The following is a 16,484-nucleotide window of genomic DNA, read 5'->3' as shown; positions in this document are numbered from 1 at the left end:
TCGTTTTATACTTATGTCCCGCCCGACGCATGAGATCCCAGCTTGCGCTGGGATGACGGGAGGGGTGGCTGGGAGCATCATGGTGGCCAAACCCTTCAAGACGCTTGACGATATGGGCGACATCAGCGGCAAGTGCGTGCTGGTGCGCGAAGATTTGAACGTGCCGATGCAGGATGGATCGGTAAGCGACGACACCCGCTTGCGCGCGGCGATGCCCACGATCCTGGAACTGGCGGATCGTGGCGCCAAGGTGCTGATCCTCGCGCATTTCGGTCGTCCCAAGGGACAGAAGAATCCGGAATATTCGCTGTCCAAGATCACCCGCCCGCTGACGGCGGTGCTGGGCCGCGACGTGCAGTTCATTCCCGACTGCTGCGGGCAAGCTGCGGTGGACGGTATCGCGGTGATGCGGCCGGGTGATATTTCGATCCTGGAAAATACCCGCTTCCATCCCGGCGAGGAGAAGAATGACCCGGCGCTGGCGGAAGCCATGGCGGCGATCGGCGATTTCTATGTGAACGATGCTTTTTCCGCAGCGCACCGTGCCCATGCCTCGACCGAGGGGCTGGCGCACAAGCTGCCTGCTTTTGCGGGCCGTTCGATGGAAAAGGAGCTGGACGCGCTACAGGCGGCGCTCGGCGAGCCGGTGAAGCCGGTCGCGGCGGTGGTCGGCGGAGCGAAGGTTTCGACCAAGCTCGATGTGCTCAACAATCTGGTCGCAAAGGTCGATCATCTGATCATCGGTGGCGGCATGGCCAATACCTTTCTCCACGCACGCGGCGTCGATGTCGGTAAGTCGCTGTGCGAGAAGGATCTGGCAAACACGGCCGAGGCGATTTTCGACGCGGCCGAAGCTGCGGGGTGCACCATTCACCTGCCCTATGACGTGGTGGTCGCGAAGGAGTTCGCGGCGAACCCGCCGTCAGTGCGGACCTGCAACGTGCATGAGGTCGCGGCTGACGAGATGATCCTGGACGTAGGGCCTGCGGCTGTCGAAGCGCTGGGCGATGCGCTCAAGAACTGCCGCACGCTGGTGTGGAACGGGCCGCTTGGCGCGTTCGAGATTGCTCCGTTCGACAAGGCGACGGTGGCGTTGGCAAAGACGGCGGCGGCGCTCACCAAAGAAGGCGGCCTGACGTCGGTGGCTGGCGGCGGCGATACTGTCGCGGCGCTCAATCATGCGGGCGTTGCGGGCGACTTTACCTTTGTATCGACCGCAGGCGGCGCTTTCCTCGAATGGATGGAAGGCAAGGACCTGCCCGGGGTCAGCGCATTGATGGTGTGAACTTCGGGGCCGCCGTCCATATGGATGGCGGCCTTCTTCATTTTTTAGAAGCCGCCGATGGGGTGGCGCAACCCTACAGAGAAGGTATGTGCAGATGCTGGATCAAGATATGAAGAACAAGATTGCGGCCGGCAACGGATTCATCGCCGCGCTCGACCAGAGCGGCGGATCGACGCCCAAGGCGCTGAAGGGCTATGGCATCGAAGAGGGCGCCTGGACCAATGACGAGGAGATGTTCGGCCTGATCCACGACATGCGGAGCCGCATCATCACTTCGCCCTGCTTCACCGGTGAAAAGGTGATCGGCGCGATCCTGTTCGAGCGGACGATGGATGGCGAAGCGGGCGGCAAGTCGGTGCCGCAGGCACTGATCGAGCGTGGCGTGGTGCCCTTCATCAAGATCGACAAGGGCCTGGAGGACGAGGCGAACGGCGTGCAGCTGATGAAGCCGATGCCGGAACTGGACGGTCTGCTGAAGCGCGCCAAGGCGCTGGGCGTGTTCGGGACCAAGGAGCGTTCGGTTATCAATCTCGCCAACCGCGAGGGCATTGCCGCCGTCGTGAAGCAGCAGTTCGAAGTCGGGCAGCAGGTTCTTGCTGCCGGGCTGGTGCCGATGATCGAACCCGAAGTGAACATCAAGAGCCCCGAACGGGCCGATGCCGACCAGATCCTGCTGGAGGAACTGGTGAAGGCGCTCGATGCGCTGCCGGGCGACGACAAGGTGATGCTGAAGCTGTCGCTGCCGACCAAGCCCGGCCTGTTCGAACCGCTGGTCGATCATCCGCGGGTGCTGCGCGTCGTGGCGCTGTCGGGCGGTTTCTCGCGCGCGGAAGCCTGTGTCGAGCTGGCCAAGAACCGGGGCATCATCGCCAGCTTCAGCCGCGCGCTGCTGAACGATCTGCGCCACCAGATGAGCGATGACGAATTCAACGGCTCGCTGGGACAGGCGATCGACGAAATCTACACCGCCTCGACCAACAAGGCGGCGTGACCGGGCGATGACGGCGGCAAGAAGCAGTTCCGGAGCCGCCGTCATCCGCCTTTCGGGGCGCGGCATTGCGACGATGCGGGCGGTGAACGCGCTGTTCGCCGACGTTTTCGACGATGCTGGCTCCTATGCCGCTCTGCCGCCGTCCGATGCCTATCTGGCTGACCTGCTGGACGATCCCCGCTTCATCGCGCTGGCGGCTCTGGAAGGGGAGAGGGTCGTCGGTGCGCTGGCCGCCTATGAGCTGCGTAAGTTCGAGCAGCAGCGCAGCGAGATCTATATTTACGACCTTGCCGTGGCGGCCGACCGGCGGCGGCAGGGAATCGCGACGGCGCTAATCGATGCCCTGCGGCCCGTCGCTGTCGACGCAGGCGCGTGGGTCGTTTATGTACAGGCTGACCTGGAGGATGAACCGGCGGTCGCGCTATACACGAAGTTGGGCAAGCGCGAGGATGTGCTGCATTTCGACATAGCACCGCGGGCCTAGCCGATCATCGCCCTGAGCGTCCGCGCATCTTCGATGGCGTCGGCATTGATGTCATTGTTGAAATAGGCCCAGACGGTGCGCCTTTGGCGGGCTTGTTCCTTCATCCAGTCCGCCCAATCGCGCAGCTGGGCTTCCGGATAACGGCCCCAATATTTGCCTTGGCCGCCGTGAAAGCGGACATAAGCGGCGGGACCAGTGGCCAAGCGCGGACTGACGGAACCTGGCATGTCATGGACGCAAAAGCTGGCGCCGTGGCGATCGAGCAACTGATAGACGCTGTCTGCATACCAGCTTGGATGGCGAAATTCGAAGACCGGGACGATGTCGCGCGGCTGAAGGACGAGGAAGCTTTCCAAGCGGTCGAGGTTGAGCGCTAGGGTCGGCGGCAGCTGGTAGAGGATAGGGCCGAGCGTGGGGCCGAAATGGTGGAAGGCCGCCACCATCCGCTCCATCGGCTCCTGGCAATGTGTGAGCTTTAGTGCCTGGGTGAGGTAGCGGTTGGCTTTGACGGCATAGCAAAAGCCGGGTGGGGCCTGATCGCGCCAGGCTTCGACAGTCGGGGGTTTGGGCAGGCGGTAGAAGCTGTTGTTGATTTCCACCGTATCGAAATGTTCGGCGTAAAAAGCGAACCAGCGCTTTACGGGAAGCTTTTCAGGATAGAAGCGGCCGCGCCAGTGGCGATAATTCCATCCTGAGCAGCCGATCCTGATCATGGCGGGACAAGCCGCAGGGCGCAGGGCCGGTTCCATACTTTTCCTCGGGCGCGGAAAAGCGCTAAGGCAGCGGCATGACCGACTTCACTGATGATGAACTGCGCCTCGACCCAAGCTTTGCGGATAAATTCGAACGGGGTTTCAGGCCGCCGTGCCAGCTTTATCTGATTTCTCCTCCCGCAATCGACGACGGTTTCACCGCGCGGCTGGCGCAGGCATTTGATGGCGGGGAGGTCGCGGCCTTTCAGTTGCGGCTGAAGGGCATCGACGAAGACGCCATCGCGCGCGCGGCCGAGCCGGTGCAGAAGTTGTGCGCGGAGCGAGATGTGGCGTTCATCATCAACGACAGCGTCGCGCTCGCCCAGCGGCTGGGGGCGGACGGCGTGCATCTGGGGCAAAGCGATGGCGATCCGCGTGAGGCGCGCAAGCTGTTGGGTCCGCGAGTGCAGATCGGAGTGACCTGCCATGACAGCCGCCATCTGGCGATGGAAGCTGGGGAGGCGGGAGCGGACTATGTGGCCTTTGGGGCTTTTTATCCGACGACGACCAAAGAGACGCTGCATCGGCCTGAACCGTCGATCCTGAGTTGGTGGACCACCTTGTTCGAACTGCCCTGCGTGGCGATTGGCGGGATTACGGCCGAGAATGCGGCCCCCCTGGTGGCTGCTGGGGCGGATTTTCTGGCGGTGAGCAGCGCGGTGTGGGGACATGCTGACGGGCCGGAGGCGGGGGTTCGGGCTTTTGCAGGGATTCTTGGCGCGAGCTGAACCGCACTGCATCGTTTCCCGCCTGCGCTCGAATAAACGGGGCGGGTGGGCCAAAGGCAGCTTTCCCAGCCGTCGCGCGTTTTCTCCCTCACAATCGGGAGAGTATCGCCTTGAAAAACCATCTGCTGATCTTCGCGCTGCTGTGCACGGCCTGCAAAGTTTCCGTTACAGACGCCGATGAGAGCCGCCGTGCGCCCTCAGGCACTGAGCAGAGCGGGGGGCAAAGCGCGGCAGCGGCGCAGCCTGCAGCCGATCCTTTCGCCTTCGCCATCGTGCCTGAGCCGACCGGCGCGCCCGCCCGCGCGGACTCGATATTGCAGGCGCAGGTGGCGCTCGACCGAGCGGGTTTTTCGCCGGGCGTGCTGGACGGGAAGGAAGGCATGTCCTTCACAGCAGCGCTCCTGGGGTTTCAGGAGGCGAAGGGACTTCCCGAAACAGGGAAATATGACGAAGCTACCGCTAAGGCGCTGATGGGCGACCGCCCGCCGCCTGCGACCTGGCTGGTGAAGATACCCGAGGGCTTCGCGCGGGGGCCGTTTTCCAATGTCCCCAAGGATCTGGGTGAGCAGGCGAAGCTACCAGCGCTTGGCTACCGCAACCTCATCGAAAAGCTTGCCGAACGGTTCCATACGAAGCCGGAGGTGCTGGTAGCGCTCAACTCGCCGAGTACGAAGCTGGGGCCGGGCGCGACCATGCGCGTGCCTGCGGTTGGTAATCAGCCGGTCGCCAGGATCGAAGGGGACGAACGCGGTTGGGGCAACACGCTCGCCAGCCTGGCGGTCGCCAAGGACCAGCCGCAGGCCGATCATATCGTGGTCGATAAGAGCGATGGGGTGCTGCGGGTGTTCGACGCGCAAAATGGTTTGATCGCGCAATTCCCCGCGACGATGGGGTCAGAACATGATCCGCTGCCGATTGGGACATGGGAGATCAAGGGGATAAGCCGCAATCCGGACTTCCATTATAATCCCGACCTGTTCTGGGATGCCGATGCAAAGGACCAGAAAGCGGTGCTGAAGCCCGGCCCCAATGGCCCGGTCGGCGTTGTCTGGATCGACCTGTCCAAGCAGCATTATGGCATCCACGGCACCCCAGAACCGCAGACCATCGGCCGGACGGAAAGCCATGGCTGCATCCGCTTGACCAATTGGGACGCTGCACGGCTGGCTCAGATGGTGAAGAGCGGGGTTAAGGCAGTGTTCCAGGCATGAGGCGGCCGGGCCGGCGGGGGTGGGCGGGAATTGCGCTCGCCATCCTGCTGCTGGTCCTGTTCCTGAAAATGTGCGTGCGGATCCTACCTGGCGATGGGCCGCGGCGACAGAATTTCGAACGGCCCGCTGCCGCCGAGACGGGGCCCTTGCTCATCCCCGTCGAAGGCGTGCCGCCAAGTGCGCTGACGGACACATTCACCCAATCGCGCGCTGGCGGAGCGCGGCCGCATGACGCGATCGACATCATGGCGGCGCGGGGCAGGGCTGTGCTGGCGGTGGCTGACGGGCGGATCGAGAAGCTTTTTTCGAGCGAGGAGGGTGGGCTGACCATCTATCAGCGATCCCGCAATGGAAAGCGCATCTATTATTATGCGCATCTCGACGCTTATGTGCCGGGCCTGGCCGAGGGGCAAGGGGTGCGGCGCGGGCAGAAGATCGCAACCGTAGGCAGTAGCGGCAATGCCAATCCCGTCGCCCCTCACCTGCATTTCGCGGTGCATGACATGGCGCCAGGGGAGCCATGGTACGGCGGCCGAGCGATCAATCCCTATCCGCTGCTAGCGCGGCCGCTCCGATGAGCCTACTTGCCCTTCGCCACGGCACGATGTAGAGGCGCCAACCGGCTCTTTTCACCTTCAGACATATAGGCAGGCTCTTCCCATGAAGATCAGCGGCGTCGAGATTCGTCCCGGCAACAACATCGAATATGACGGAAGCCTGTGGCGCGCCGTCAAGATCCAGCACACGCAGCCCGGCAAGGGCGGCGCCTATATGCAGGTGGAACTCAAGAACCTGATCGACGGGCGCAAGAACAATGTGCGCTTTCGGTCGGCCGAGACGGTCGAGCGCATCCGCCTCGACACCAAGGACTTTCAATATCTCTATGCCGAGGGCGACATGCTCGTCTTCATGGATACCGAGACCTATGAGCAGATCAACCTGCCACAGGATCTAGTGGGAGAGGCTTCGGCGTTCCTGCAGGACGGCATGATGGTCATGCTGGAAATGTATGAGGAACGTCCCATCAGCGTGCAGTTGCCCGAAACGGTCGAGGCGACCGTGGTCGAAGCTGATGCCGTGGTGAAGGGGCAGACCGCTTCGGCGAGCTATAAGCCGGCGATCCTGGACAATGGCGTGCGCGTCATGGTGCCGCCGCACATCGTCACGGGAACCCGTATTGTCGTTGACGTTTATGAGCGGGAATATGTGAAGCGGGCGGACTGATCCGACATTCACCCCTTCCGTCTGCGGGAGGGGAAGGGGGTGGCTGGCGAGCGTAGCGAGCTTCGGACCCCTCATTTATTTGCGCCGCTTGCGCGGCAACCCACCCCGGCCTCTCCCGCATGCGGGAGGGGGGAGAAAAGAAAATGGTCAGCCATTCCGGCCTTCTCACCGTCATGGAGCGCGCCGTCCGCAAGGCGGGCTCCAAGCTGCGCCGTGACTTCGGCGAAGTGGAGCATCTGCAGGTTTCCCGCAAGGGACCGGCGGACTTCGTGTCCAAGGCGGACAAGCAGTGCGAGCAGACACTGGTCGAGGAACTGCGCAAGGCACGCCCGGACTGGGGCTTCCTGCTGGAAGAAGGGGGCGTCATCGAGGGCGATCCCAACAAGCCCCGATGGATCATCGATCCGCTGGATGGAACGACCAATTTCCTGCACGGCATTCCGCACTTCGCGATCTCGATCGCCGTGGAAGAGCCGCTTTATGGTGGCAAAAAGGAAATCACCACCGGCCTCGTCTATCAGCCTGTCACCGATGAAAGCTATTGGGCGGAAAAGAGCCGGGGCGCGTGGCGGCACGACCAGCGGCTGCGTGTGTCGGCGCGTCGCGATCTGGGCGAGTGCCTGATCGCAACGGGTATCCCGTTCATGGGGCATGGCGACTTTGCGCAATGGACGCGCGTGTTCGGCGCGGTGGGCCCTTCCGTTGCGGGCATCCGCCGCTTCGGCGCTGCGACGCTGGACCTCGCCCATGTCGCCTCTGGGCGCTATGACGGCTTTTGGGAAAGCGGGCTCCAGCCCTGGGACGTTGCCGCGGGCATTTTGCTGGTGCGCGAGGCGGGCGGTTTCGTCACTGACTTCCGGGGTGGCGACCAGCCGATCGAACGCCGGGAAATCATTGCTGGCAATGATGCGATCCACAGCAAGCTGCACAAGCTCGTCGCCGGGGCGCTGCGCTGACGCGCAATTGTCGCCTTGTTCAAATGCGGGCTATTTGCGAATCATTCTCACGCCTTGTGGGCCTTGCTTCGCCTAGGCAGCGGGCCTAAAGCGCGCCCATATTCATTTTCGCCCAGGGGATTCCGTTGGTCGATCTAGCCCAATATCTGCCGATCCTGATTTTCCTAGGGATCGCATTGCTGCTTTCTGCGGCATTTGTGTTCCTGCCGATGCTGGTTGGCCGCCTGACCGGAGCGCATAAGCCCGACCCGGCCAAGCTGTCGGAATATGAGTGCGGCTTTCCCGCGTTCGAGGAGCCGCGCAGCCAGTTCGACGTGCGCTTCTACCTGGTCGCGATCCTGTTCATCATCTTCGACCTGGAAGCGGCATTCCTCTTCCCCTGGGCTGTCAGCCTCGACCAGATCGGCTGGGCTGGCTGGACGACGATGATGATCTTCATAGCGGAGCTGGTGCTCGGCCTCGTCTATGCGTGGAAGAAGGGAGCCCTCGATTGGGAGTAGAACTTGACCGTCCCGTCCCCGGCACCTTGCCGCCGGCGGGAACGCAGCCCGACCAGCATTTCTTCAACGCGCTGAACAGTGAGGTCAGTGACAAGGGTTTCCTCGTCACATCGACCGAGGATTTGTTCCAGTGGGCACGCACGGGTTCGCTGTGGTGGATGACCTTTGGCCTTGCCTGTTGTGCGGTGGAGATGATCCACGCCAACATGCCGCGTTATGACATGGAGCGGTTTGGCGCCGCGCCGCGTGCGTCCCCGCGTCAGTCGGACGTGATGATCGTCGCGGGCACGCTCTGCAACAAGATGGCTCCGGCGTTGCGCAAGGTTTACGACCAGATGTCGGAACCGAAATATGTGATTTCCATGGGGTCCTGCGCCAATGGCGGCGGCTATTATCACTACAGCTATTCTGTCGTGCGTGGCTGCGACCGGATCGTGCCGGTGGACATCTATGTGCCCGGCTGCCCGCCGACTGCCGAAGCGCTGCTCTATGGCGTGATGCAGTTGCAGCGGAAGATCCGGCGGATCGGGACGATTGAGCGCTGATATGGGTCATTCTGCACCGAAGATCGTGAACCCTGAGGGGATCGCGGACGAAATCGCTGGGCTGCTGGGTTCGATGCTGATCGAGGCAGTCGATCATGCGGACGAACTGAGCTACACCGTCGTGCGCGAGCGCCTGGCTGATGCCATGGAAGTGCTGCGCGCGCAGGGGCAGTATCAGCAACTGATGGAGATTGCCGGGGTCGATTATCCCGAGCGGCCTGAGCGGTTCGAGGTCTGCTATCATCTGCTGAGCGTCACGCGGAACCACCGTATCCGCGTCAAAGTCTCTACCGACGAGGACAAGCCCGTTCCCACCGTAACGCACATCTGGCCGGTCGCGGGCTGGCTGGAGCGCGAGGTGTTCGACATGTATGGCGTCATCTTCGATGGTAATACCGACCTGCGCCGGATCCTCACGGACTATGGCTTCAAGGGCCATCCGCAGCGCAAGGACTTCCCGCTGACCGGTTATGTCGAGATGTGGTATAGTGAGGAAGACAAGCGGGTCGTTTACAAGCCTGTCCGCCTCGCGCAGGACTTCCGCAGCTTCGATTTCATGAGCCCATGGGAAGGCGCGCAATATGTGCTGCCCGGCGACGAGAAGGCGGGGCAAGCGCCTGGAGCGCCGACGCCGGCCGCTGCTCCCGCGCCGCCGCCTGCCGCGCCCAAGGGCGATCCTGCTGCTGCGACGCCGAAGGTGACGGAGAAGAAGGAAGACACCGGCGCTGGCGAACCGGCGAATAAGGAAGCCGCGAAGGCGACCGCGGAAAAGCCGCTAGCCGATGACGCGCAGACCACGCCTGTGCGCCGCTCGCGCACTGCGAAGGCCGAAACGGGTGAAGCGGACGCGGCCAAGCCGAAGCGTACGCGCAAGCCGAAAACTCCCGAGGGTGAAGCCTGATGGCCCATTATCTCGACGAACTCGAGCATAAGATCAGCGCGGACGATCCGACGCTGGGCGATACCGAGATCCAGAACTACACGATCAACTTCGGCCCGCAGCATCCAGCGGCGCATGGCGTGCTGCGTCTGGTCATGGAGCTGGACGGCGAGATCGTCGAGCGCTGCGACCCGCATGTCGGGCTGCTGCATCGCGGCACCGAGAAGCTGATCGAGTACAAGACCTATCTCCAGGCGCTGCCCTATTTCGACCGGCTGGATTATTGCTCGCCGCTCGGCATGGAGCATAGCTATGTGCTGGCGATCGAGAAGCTGCTAAACCTGGAAGTGCCGCTGCGCGCGCAATATCTGCGCGTGTTCTTCGCGGAGCTGACCCGCATCTGCAACCATATGCTGAACCTGGGTTCGCACGTCATGGACGTCGGCGCGATGACGCCGAACCTTTGGCTGTTCGAAATCCGTGAGGATTGCCTCAATTTCTTCGAGCGCGCTTCGGGCGCGCGTATGCACTCGGCCTATTTCCGGCCGGGCGGCGTGCATCAGGATGTGCCGCTCAAGTTGCTGACCGATATCGCGGATTGGCTCGATACGCGTTTGCCGCGCCTGTTCGAGGATGCGATCAGCCTTGTCGCGGACAACCGCATCTTCAAGCAGCGCAATGTCGATATCGCGGTCTGCTCGAAGGAAGATGCGCTGAAATGGGGCTTTTCTGGCCCGATGATCCGCGGTTCGGGCATCCCGTGGGACATTCGCAAGTCGCAGCCCTACGATGTCTATGATCGCATGGACTTCGACATTCCCGTCGGCACGAATTTCGACTGCTACGACCGCTTCATGGTGCGCGTCGAGGAGGTCCGCCAGTCCGCGCGGATTATGAAGCAGTGCCTCAACGAAATGCCGGAAGGGCCGATCGCCAGCTTCGACCGCAAGGTGGTGCCGCCCAAGCGCGGCGAGATGAAGCGATCGATGGAAGCGCTGATCCACCATTTCAAGCTCTACACCGAGGGCTTCCATGTTCCGGCGGGCGAGGTCTATGTGGCGACCGAAAGCCCCAAGGGCGAGTTCGGCGTCTATCTGGTCGCGGACGGCTCCAACAAGCCCTATCGCTGCAAGATCCGGCCGACCGCTTTCTCGCACCTGCAGGCGATGGACTTCATGATGAAGGGCCACATGCTGGCCGATACCACCGCTGTCCTGGGCGCCATGGACATCGTGTTTGGAGAATGTGACCGCTAATGGCTGACGCAGTTCATATCCCGGACGAGGCCGAGACCCGTGCGCGCTGGGGCGCGTTTGCGTGGACGGCCGAGAATGCCGAGCAAGCGAAGAAGGTCATTGCCCGCTATCCTGCAGGTCGTCAGCAGTCGGCGGTGATGCCCCTCCTCGACCTGGCCCAGCGTCAGGTGGGTGCGGAAACGCAGACCCAGGGCTGGCTGCCGGTGCCGGTGATGGAATATATCGCCGACCAGCTCGAAATGCCGTACATGCGCGTTTACGAGGTCGCGACCTTCTACACCATGTACAACCTTGCGCCGGTCGGCCGCTATCATGTGCAGGTCTGCGGCACGACGCCCTGCATGCTTCGCGGCTCGGACGATGTGTTTTCGGCTTGCAAGAACAAGGGGCTGGTGAAGGGCGGTACGACGCCCGACGGCTTGTTCACCTTAACCGAGGTCGAGTGTCTGGGGGCCTGCGCCAACGCGCCGATGGTCCAGATCAACGACGATAATTTCGAAGACCTGACCTATGACGGCATGAGCGCGATCCTCGACGATCTCGCCGCTGGCAAGCAGCCCAAGATCGGGCCGCAGATCGATCGTCAGACGAGCTGCCCCGAGGGCGGTCCGACCACGCTCAAGGAAATGGTCGGCGAGAATCATGATTATCGGGGCCAATGGAATCTGGAGGCGCGGGCATGAGCGACGTGATTGCGCCTCTCAGCGACAAGGATCGCATCTTCACCAACGTCTATGGCTTCCAGGATTGGGGTATCGACGCGGCGATCAAGCGCGGCGATTGGGATAATACCAAGAAGCTGCTGGAAATCGGCCAGGACGAAATCATCGAGCGCATCAAGGCTTCGGGCCTGCGCGGTCGTGGCGGCGCAGGCTTCCCGACCGGCATGAAGTGGAGCTTCATGCCCAAGGAAAGCAAGGATGGCCGTCCGAGCTTCCTGGTCATCAACGCCGACGAATCCGAGCCAGGGTCGTGCAAGGACCGCGAGATCATCCGCCACGATCCGCACAAGCTGATCGAAGGCGCGCTGGTCGCCGGTTTCGCGATGCGCGCGCGCGCCGCCTATATCTACATCCGCGGCGAGTTCATCTATGAGGCGAAGGTCCTCTTCGCCGCTGTCGAGCAGGCTTATGAAAAGGGCTTCCTAGGCAAGAATGCCTGCGGTTCGGGCTATGATTTCGACGTCTTCGTCCATCGCGGTGCGGGCGCCTATATCTGCGGCGAGGAAACCGCGCAGATCGAAAGCCTGGAAGGCAAGAAGGGCCAGCCGCGCCTGAAGCCGCCTTTCCCAGCGGGCGCGGGCCTTTATGGCTGCCCGACCACGGTGAACAATGTGGAATCGATCGCGGTGGCGCCGACGATCCTGCGTCGTGGGTCCGAGTGGTTTTCGAGCTTCGGCCGCGAGAACAACAAAGGCACCAAACTCTTCCAGATCAGCGGCCATGTGAACAAGCCCTGCGTCGTCGAAGAGTCGATGGGCATCAGCTTCAAGGAGCTGATCGACCGGCATTGCGGCGGCATTCGCGGCGGTTGGGACAATCTGCTCGCCGTCATCCCCGGCGGGTCGTCGGTGCCGCTGGTTCCGGCGGCGCAGATCATGGACGCGCCGATGGACTTTGATGGGCTGAAAGCGGTCGGTTCGGGCCTTGGCACCGCCGCCGTCATCGTCATGGACAAGTCGACCGACATCGTCCGCGCCATTTCGCGTCTCTCCTACTTCTACAAGCATGAGAGCTGCGGCCAGTGCACGCCCTGCCGCGAAGGCACCGGCTGGATGTGGCGCGTGATGGAGCGCCTGCGCTCAGGCGAGGCCGACATCAGCGAAATCGACATGCTGCAGGAAGTCACCAAGCAGGTCGAAGGCCACACCATCTGCGCCCTTGGCGACGCAGCGGCCTGGCCGATACAGGGCCTCATCAGGCACTTCCGCCCCGAAATTGAACGGCGGATCAACGAACGCGGCGCGCCCATCATGGAGGCGGCGGAGTAACCATGCCTAAAGTCAAAGTCGACGGCGTAGAACTCGAAGTCCCGGCGGGCGCGACGGTCCTGCAGGCTTGCGAGCTGGCGGGGAAGGAAATTCCGCGCTTCTGCTATCATGAGCGCCTTTCCATCGCCGGCAATTGCCGTATGTGCCTGGTCGACGTGAAGCCCGGGCCGCCCAAGCCGCAGGCGTCTTGCGCTCTGCCGGCCGCCGAAGGTCAGGACATCCGCACCGACAGCGAGATGGTCAAGAAGGCGCGCGAAGGGGTGATGGAGTTCCTGCTCATCAACCACCCGCTCGACTGCCCGATCTGCGACCAGGGTGGCGAATGTGACCTGCAGGACCAGTCGGTGGCCTATGGCCGGGGGGGCAGCCGCTTTGAGGAAAATAAGCGCGCCGTCACCGAGAAATATATGGGTCCGATCGTCAAGACGGTCATGACCCGCTGCATCCAGTGCACCCGTTGCGTGCGCTTTGCCGAGGAAGTCGCGGGCGTGCCGGAAATCGGCGCCATCTATCGCGGCGAAAATATGCAGATCACCACCTATCTCGAACATGCCGCGAAAAGCGAGCTGTCGGGCAATGTGGTCGACCTGTGCCCCGTCGGCGCGCTGACGTCGAAGCCCTATGCGTTCGAGGCGCGCCCGTGGGAGCTGCGCAAGACGCCCGCGATCGACGTCATGGATGCGGTCGGCACCAACATCCGGCTCGACAGCCGGGGCCGTCAGGTGCTGCGCGCCGTGCCCCGCATCAATGACGATGTGAACGAGGAATGGGCGTCGGACAAGACCCGGCACAATGTCGATGGTCTGGTGCGCAAGCGGCTCGACAAGCCCTATGTCCGCAAGGACGGCAAGCTGGTTCCGGCGACCTGGGAAGAGGCGTTCAAGGCCGTTGCCGCCATTCAGCATGGCGGGTCGGTCGCGGCGCTCGCGGGCGACCTGCTCGACTGCGAGACGATGTTCGCAGGCAAGGCGCTGGTCGAGAAGCTGGGCGGCACGATGCTCGAAGGGCGTCAGACGGGCCTGGCCTATGATGTGTCGAGCCTGTCGGCGGTGAACTTCAACACCACGCTCAACGGCATCGAGACGGCGGACGTGATCCTGCTGGTCGGCACCAACCTGCGCTGGGAAGCGCCGCTGGTGAACACCCGCATCCGCAAGGCGATCAAGAAGGGCGCGAAGGTCTTTGCCCTCGGCCCGCAGGTCGATCTCACCTACAAGGTCGAATGGCTCGGCAATGATGCGTCGCTACTGGCGAAGTTGCCTGACGCTGTGGTTGAGGCGTTCGGCAAAGCGGCCCGTCCGGCGATAATCGTCGGCGGTGGCGTTCTGGCAAAGGACTGCGCGCATGGCGACACGCTGGCGCTGGTCGAGACGCTGGGCCTGATCAAGGATGGCTGGAACGGCTATAACGTCCTGCACTTCGCGGCGGCGCGCATGGGCGGCCTGATGCTAGGCTATGCGACCCAGGGCGGCATCAAGGCGGTGGCGGCGGCCAAGCCGAAGCTGCTCGTCTCGCTGGGCGCGGACGAAGTCGATTATGCGGCGTTCGAGGACAGCTTCAAGGTCTATGTCGGCCACCATGGCGACAAGGGTGCGCATGCGGCGGACGTGATCCTGCCGGGTGCGAGCTATGCTGAGAAGGCGGGCACCTATGTCAATCTGGAAGGCCGGGTGCAGCGCGGCGAAAGGGCCGTGTTCGCGCCGGGCGATGCCCGCGAGGATTGGTCGATCCTGCGCGCGCTATCCGAAGTGCTGGGAGCAACCCTGCCGTTCGACAGCTTCGAACAGCTCCGCGCCGAGATGGCGAAGGCGGTTCCGGCTCTGGGCGTCGAAGGCCTAGCCGATTATGGCTGGTCCGTGCCGTCGCTTCCCACCGGCGCGAGCGGCGAGTTCGGTTCGCCGATCAAGGATTTTTACCTGACCAACGCCATCTGCCGCGCCAGCCCGACGATGCAGCAATGTTCGGCCGAGCTGATCCACGGTGAGAGCTTCGCGGAGGCCGCAGAGTGACCGCTTTCTTCCAATCATTCGGCATGCCCTTCGAAGGCGCATGGCTGCTATCGACGATCATCGGCATCCTGGTGATCGCCCTGCCGCTGATGCTGGCCGTCGCCATGATCATCTATGCCGACCGTAAGATCTGGGCGGCGATGGCGCTGCGCCGGGGGCCCAACGTGGTCGGCCCGTTCGGCCTGCTTCAGTCTTTTGCTGACGGCGCCAAGGTGTTCCTGCAGGAAACCATCATTCCGTCGGCCGCAAACAAGGCGCTGTTCATCATCGCGCCGATCATCACCTTCACGGTGGCGCTGCTTGCCTGGGCTGTCATTCCGTTCCAGGCGGGCGCGGTGCTGGCTAATATCAATGTCGGCCTGCTCTACATCCTCGCCATATCTTCGCTGGGTGTTTACGGAATCGTACTGGCGGGCTGGGCGTCCAACTCCAAATATCCCTTCTATTCGGCGATCCGCGCCAGCGCGCAGATGATCAGCTATGAAGTCTCGATCGGCTTCATCCTGATCTGCGTCGTTCTCTGGGCGGGCAGCTTCAACCTGACCGCGATCGTCGAAAGCCAGAGGGGCTATTATGGCTTTCTGAACGGCAACGGCTTCAACCCGCTGCTCTTCCCGATGGCGATCATGTTCCTGATCTCGGCCATGGCGGAAACGGCGCGCGCGCCCTTCGACTTGACCGAAGCGGAGTCCGAACTGGTCGCGGGCTATCAGACCGAATATTCGTCCATGGCCTTCGCGCTCTACTGGCTCGGCGAATATGCCAATGTGCTGCTGATGTGCGCGCTGAACGCGATCCTGTTCTGGGGCGGCTATCTGCCGCCGATCGACTGGGCGCCGCTCTATTGGGTGCCGGGCATAATCTGGCTGTTCGCCAAAATACTGTTCTTCTTCTTCGTCTTCTCCTGGGTGAAGGCGACGGTACCTCGCTACCGCTATGACCAGCTGATGCGGCTGGGCTGGAAGATCTTCCTGCCGACCTCGCTGCTGTTCGTCTTCCTGGTTTCGGGCTTCCTCATGCTGACGCGCTATGGAGGCGCACAATGAGCCTCGGTTACTACGTCAAGAGCTTCACCCTGTGGGAGTTTGTGAAGGCGCATTGGCTGACCTTGAAATATTTCTTCAAGCCCAAGGCGACGATCAACTACCCCTATGAGAAGAACCCGATTTCGCCGCGGTTCCGGGGTGAGCATGCGCTGCGCCGCTATCCCAATGGGGAAGAACGCTGCATCGCTTGCAAGCTATGCGAGGCAATTTGTCCAGCGCAGGCGATCACTATCGAAGCGCAACCGCGCGACGATGGTAGCCGCCGCACGACGCGCTACGACATCGACATGACCAAGTGCATCTATTGCGGCTTCTGTCAGGAAGCTTGTCCCGTAGATGCGATTGTCGAAGGGCCGAACTTCGAGTTCGCCACCGAAACCCGTGAGGAGCTGATCTACGACAAGGCCAAGCTCCTTGAAAATGGTGACAAGTGGGAGCGCGCAATCGCCGCGAACCTTGCCGCCGATGCACCCTATCGGTAATGGGCATGCAAAATCTCAATCAGCCGTTCGGCCTGAGTAAGGTTGAAGCGAGGCACGTGACTCGCTTCAAAGCTTGTCGAGGGCCTGTATCGAAGGCTTCGCGTAGCTCCTTCGATACACCGCTTCGACAAGCTCAGCGGCTACT

Annotated in this window: 18 protein-coding genes; 17 read left to right on the top strand and 1 reads right to left on the bottom strand. The window is 62.5% G+C overall.

Annotated elements, in window-relative coordinates; genetic code table 11:
• Positions 1–79 precede the first annotated feature (79 nt).
• The 3 genes from ACFO3E_RS19765 (at position 80) to ACFO3E_RS19755 (ending at position 2,760) form a co-directional block, all read left to right on the top strand.
• On the top strand, positions 80–1,285 hold the full coding sequence (locus ACFO3E_RS19765; protein WP_197486274.1) for a phosphoglycerate kinase: 1,206 nt from the start codon (positions 80–82) through the stop codon (positions 1,283–1,285).
• 94 nt (positions 1,286–1,379) lie between these two features.
• On the top strand, positions 1,380–2,276 hold the full coding sequence (locus ACFO3E_RS19760) for a fructose bisphosphate aldolase (RefSeq protein WP_066527737.1): 897 nt from the start codon (positions 1,380–1,382) through the stop codon (positions 2,274–2,276).
• Positions 2,277–2,283: 7 nt separating this feature from the next.
• The gene (locus tag ACFO3E_RS19755) at positions 2,284–2,760 is read left to right on the top strand and encodes an AAC(3)-I family aminoglycoside N-acetyltransferase (RefSeq protein ID WP_066527739.1); all 477 of its coding nucleotides are present in this window, start codon (positions 2,284–2,286) and stop codon (positions 2,758–2,760) included.
• Here the strand turns inward: ACFO3E_RS19755 and ACFO3E_RS19750 are convergent.
• Positions 2,757–3,473, bottom strand: a complete 717-nt coding sequence (locus tag ACFO3E_RS19750; protein WP_380807079.1) for a DUF72 domain-containing protein — start codon at positions 3,471–3,473, stop codon at positions 2,757–2,759. The genes ACFO3E_RS19755 and ACFO3E_RS19750 overlap by 4 nt on opposite strands.
• Positions 3,474–3,547: 74 nt before the next feature.
• Between ACFO3E_RS19750 and thiE the strand changes: the two genes are divergently transcribed.
• The 14 genes from thiE to nuoI all read left to right on the top strand — a co-directional run bounded on the left by thiE (position 3,548) and on the right by nuoI (position 16,339).
• Positions 3,548–4,240 (top strand): thiamine phosphate synthase, encoded by a 693-nt coding sequence (thiE, locus tag ACFO3E_RS19745; RefSeq protein WP_066527742.1) that lies wholly within the window; start codon positions 3,548–3,550, stop codon positions 4,238–4,240.
• Between the two features lie 110 nt (positions 4,241–4,350).
• Positions 4,351–5,451, top strand: a complete 1,101-nt coding sequence (locus tag ACFO3E_RS19740; protein WP_066527745.1) for a L,D-transpeptidase family protein — start codon at positions 4,351–4,353, stop codon at positions 5,449–5,451.
• Positions 5,448–6,029 (top strand): M23 family metallopeptidase, encoded by a 582-nt coding sequence (locus ACFO3E_RS19735; RefSeq protein ID WP_066527747.1) that lies wholly within the window; start codon positions 5,448–5,450, stop codon positions 6,027–6,029. The genes ACFO3E_RS19740 and ACFO3E_RS19735 overlap by 4 nt, the downstream gene beginning before the upstream one ends.
• Positions 6,030–6,111: 82 nt before the next feature.
• A complete protein-coding gene (gene efp, locus ACFO3E_RS19730) occupies positions 6,112–6,675 on the top strand; it encodes an elongation factor P (RefSeq protein WP_021238169.1) in 564 nt (187 codons plus the stop codon).
• A 143-nt stretch (positions 6,676–6,818) separates the two neighbouring features.
• Positions 6,819–7,631: an inositol monophosphatase family protein gene (locus tag ACFO3E_RS19725; protein ID WP_066529331.1), complete on the top strand. Its 813-nt coding sequence runs from the start codon at positions 6,819–6,821 to the stop codon at positions 7,629–7,631.
• 125 nt (positions 7,632–7,756) lie between these two features.
• Complete coding sequence (locus tag ACFO3E_RS19720; RefSeq protein ID WP_066527748.1) at positions 7,757–8,131, top strand: NADH-quinone oxidoreductase subunit A; 375 nt, start codon at positions 7,757–7,759, stop codon at positions 8,129–8,131.
• Complete coding sequence (locus ACFO3E_RS19715) at positions 8,122–8,676, top strand: NuoB/complex I 20 kDa subunit family protein (protein ID WP_066527751.1); 555 nt, start codon at positions 8,122–8,124, stop codon at positions 8,674–8,676. Before ACFO3E_RS19720 ends, ACFO3E_RS19715 begins: the two co-directional genes overlap by 10 nt.
• A 1-nt stretch (position 8,677) precedes the next feature.
• A complete protein-coding gene (locus ACFO3E_RS19710; protein WP_066527754.1) occupies positions 8,678–9,577 on the top strand; it encodes an NADH-quinone oxidoreductase subunit C in 900 nt (299 codons plus the stop codon).
• Positions 9,577–10,812 carry an NADH-quinone oxidoreductase subunit D gene (locus ACFO3E_RS19705; protein WP_066527757.1) on the top strand — a complete coding sequence of 412 codons (1,236 nt, stop codon included), beginning with the start codon at positions 9,577–9,579 and terminating at the stop codon, positions 10,810–10,812. The genes ACFO3E_RS19710 and ACFO3E_RS19705 overlap by 1 nt, the downstream gene beginning before the upstream one ends.
• A complete protein-coding gene (gene nuoE, locus ACFO3E_RS19700; RefSeq protein WP_066527765.1) occupies positions 10,812–11,495 on the top strand; it encodes an NADH-quinone oxidoreductase subunit NuoE in 684 nt (227 codons plus the stop codon). Before ACFO3E_RS19705 ends, nuoE begins: the two co-directional genes overlap by 1 nt.
• A complete protein-coding gene (gene nuoF / locus ACFO3E_RS19695; protein ID WP_066529333.1) occupies positions 11,492–12,802 on the top strand; it encodes an NADH-quinone oxidoreductase subunit NuoF in 1,311 nt (436 codons plus the stop codon). The genes nuoE and nuoF overlap by 4 nt, the downstream gene beginning before the upstream one ends.
• 2 nt (positions 12,803–12,804) lie before the next feature.
• Positions 12,805–14,811: an NADH-quinone oxidoreductase subunit NuoG gene (gene nuoG, locus ACFO3E_RS19690; protein WP_066527767.1), complete on the top strand. Its 2,007-nt coding sequence runs from the start codon at positions 12,805–12,807 to the stop codon at positions 14,809–14,811.
• A complete protein-coding gene (gene nuoH, locus ACFO3E_RS19685) occupies positions 14,808–15,857 on the top strand; it encodes an NADH-quinone oxidoreductase subunit NuoH (protein ID WP_066527769.1) in 1,050 nt (349 codons plus the stop codon). The genes nuoG and nuoH overlap by 4 nt, the downstream gene beginning before the upstream one ends.
• The gene (gene nuoI / locus ACFO3E_RS19680) at positions 15,854–16,339 is read left to right on the top strand and encodes an NADH-quinone oxidoreductase subunit NuoI (protein WP_004211738.1); all 486 of its coding nucleotides are present in this window, start codon (positions 15,854–15,856) and stop codon (positions 16,337–16,339) included. Before nuoH ends, nuoI begins: the two co-directional genes overlap by 4 nt.
• Positions 16,340–16,484 lie beyond the last annotated feature (145 nt).

It is taken from the genome of Sphingobium tyrosinilyticum (genome assembly GCF_042654265.1).
GTDB lineage: Bacteria > Pseudomonadota > Alphaproteobacteria > Sphingomonadales > Sphingomonadaceae > Sphingobium > Sphingobium tyrosinilyticum.
The sequence above is the reverse complement of the archived record's forward strand: the minus strand, read 5'-3'. Positions and strand labels throughout refer to the sequence as shown.

Bases quoted from the DNA above. Each gene is read 5' to 3' on its own strand.
- ACFO3E_RS19765 (WP_197486274.1), top strand. From the start codon at position 80: ATGGTGGCCAAACCCTTCAAGACGCTTGACGATATGGGCGACATCAGC.
- ACFO3E_RS19760 (WP_066527737.1), top strand. From the start codon at position 1,380: ATGCTGGATCAAGATATGAAGAACAAGATTGCGGCCGGCAACGGATTC.
- ACFO3E_RS19755 (WP_066527739.1), top strand. From the start codon at position 2,284: ATGACGGCGGCAAGAAGCAGTTCCGGAGCCGCCGTCATCCGCCTTTCG.
- ACFO3E_RS19750 (WP_380807079.1), bottom strand. From the start codon at position 3,473: ATGATCAGGATCGGCTGCTCAGGATGGAATTATCGCCACTGGCGCGGC.
- thiE (WP_066527742.1), top strand. From the start codon at position 3,548: ATGACCGACTTCACTGATGATGAACTGCGCCTCGACCCAAGCTTTGCG.
- ACFO3E_RS19735 (WP_066527747.1), top strand. From the start codon at position 5,448: ATGAGGCGGCCGGGCCGGCGGGGGTGGGCGGGAATTGCGCTCGCCATC.
- efp (WP_021238169.1), top strand. From the start codon at position 6,112: ATGAAGATCAGCGGCGTCGAGATTCGTCCCGGCAACAACATCGAATAT.
- ACFO3E_RS19725 (WP_066529331.1), top strand. From the start codon at position 6,819: ATGGTCAGCCATTCCGGCCTTCTCACCGTCATGGAGCGCGCCGTCCGC.
- ACFO3E_RS19710 (WP_066527754.1), top strand. From the start codon at position 8,678: ATGGGTCATTCTGCACCGAAGATCGTGAACCCTGAGGGGATCGCGGAC.
- ACFO3E_RS19705 (WP_066527757.1), top strand. From the start codon at position 9,577: ATGGCCCATTATCTCGACGAACTCGAGCATAAGATCAGCGCGGACGAT.
- nuoE (WP_066527765.1), top strand. From the start codon at position 10,812: ATGGCTGACGCAGTTCATATCCCGGACGAGGCCGAGACCCGTGCGCGC.
- nuoF (WP_066529333.1), top strand. From the start codon at position 11,492: ATGAGCGACGTGATTGCGCCTCTCAGCGACAAGGATCGCATCTTCACC.
- nuoG (WP_066527767.1), top strand. From the start codon at position 12,805: ATGCCTAAAGTCAAAGTCGACGGCGTAGAACTCGAAGTCCCGGCGGGC.
- nuoI (WP_004211738.1), top strand. From the start codon at position 15,854: ATGAGCCTCGGTTACTACGTCAAGAGCTTCACCCTGTGGGAGTTTGTG.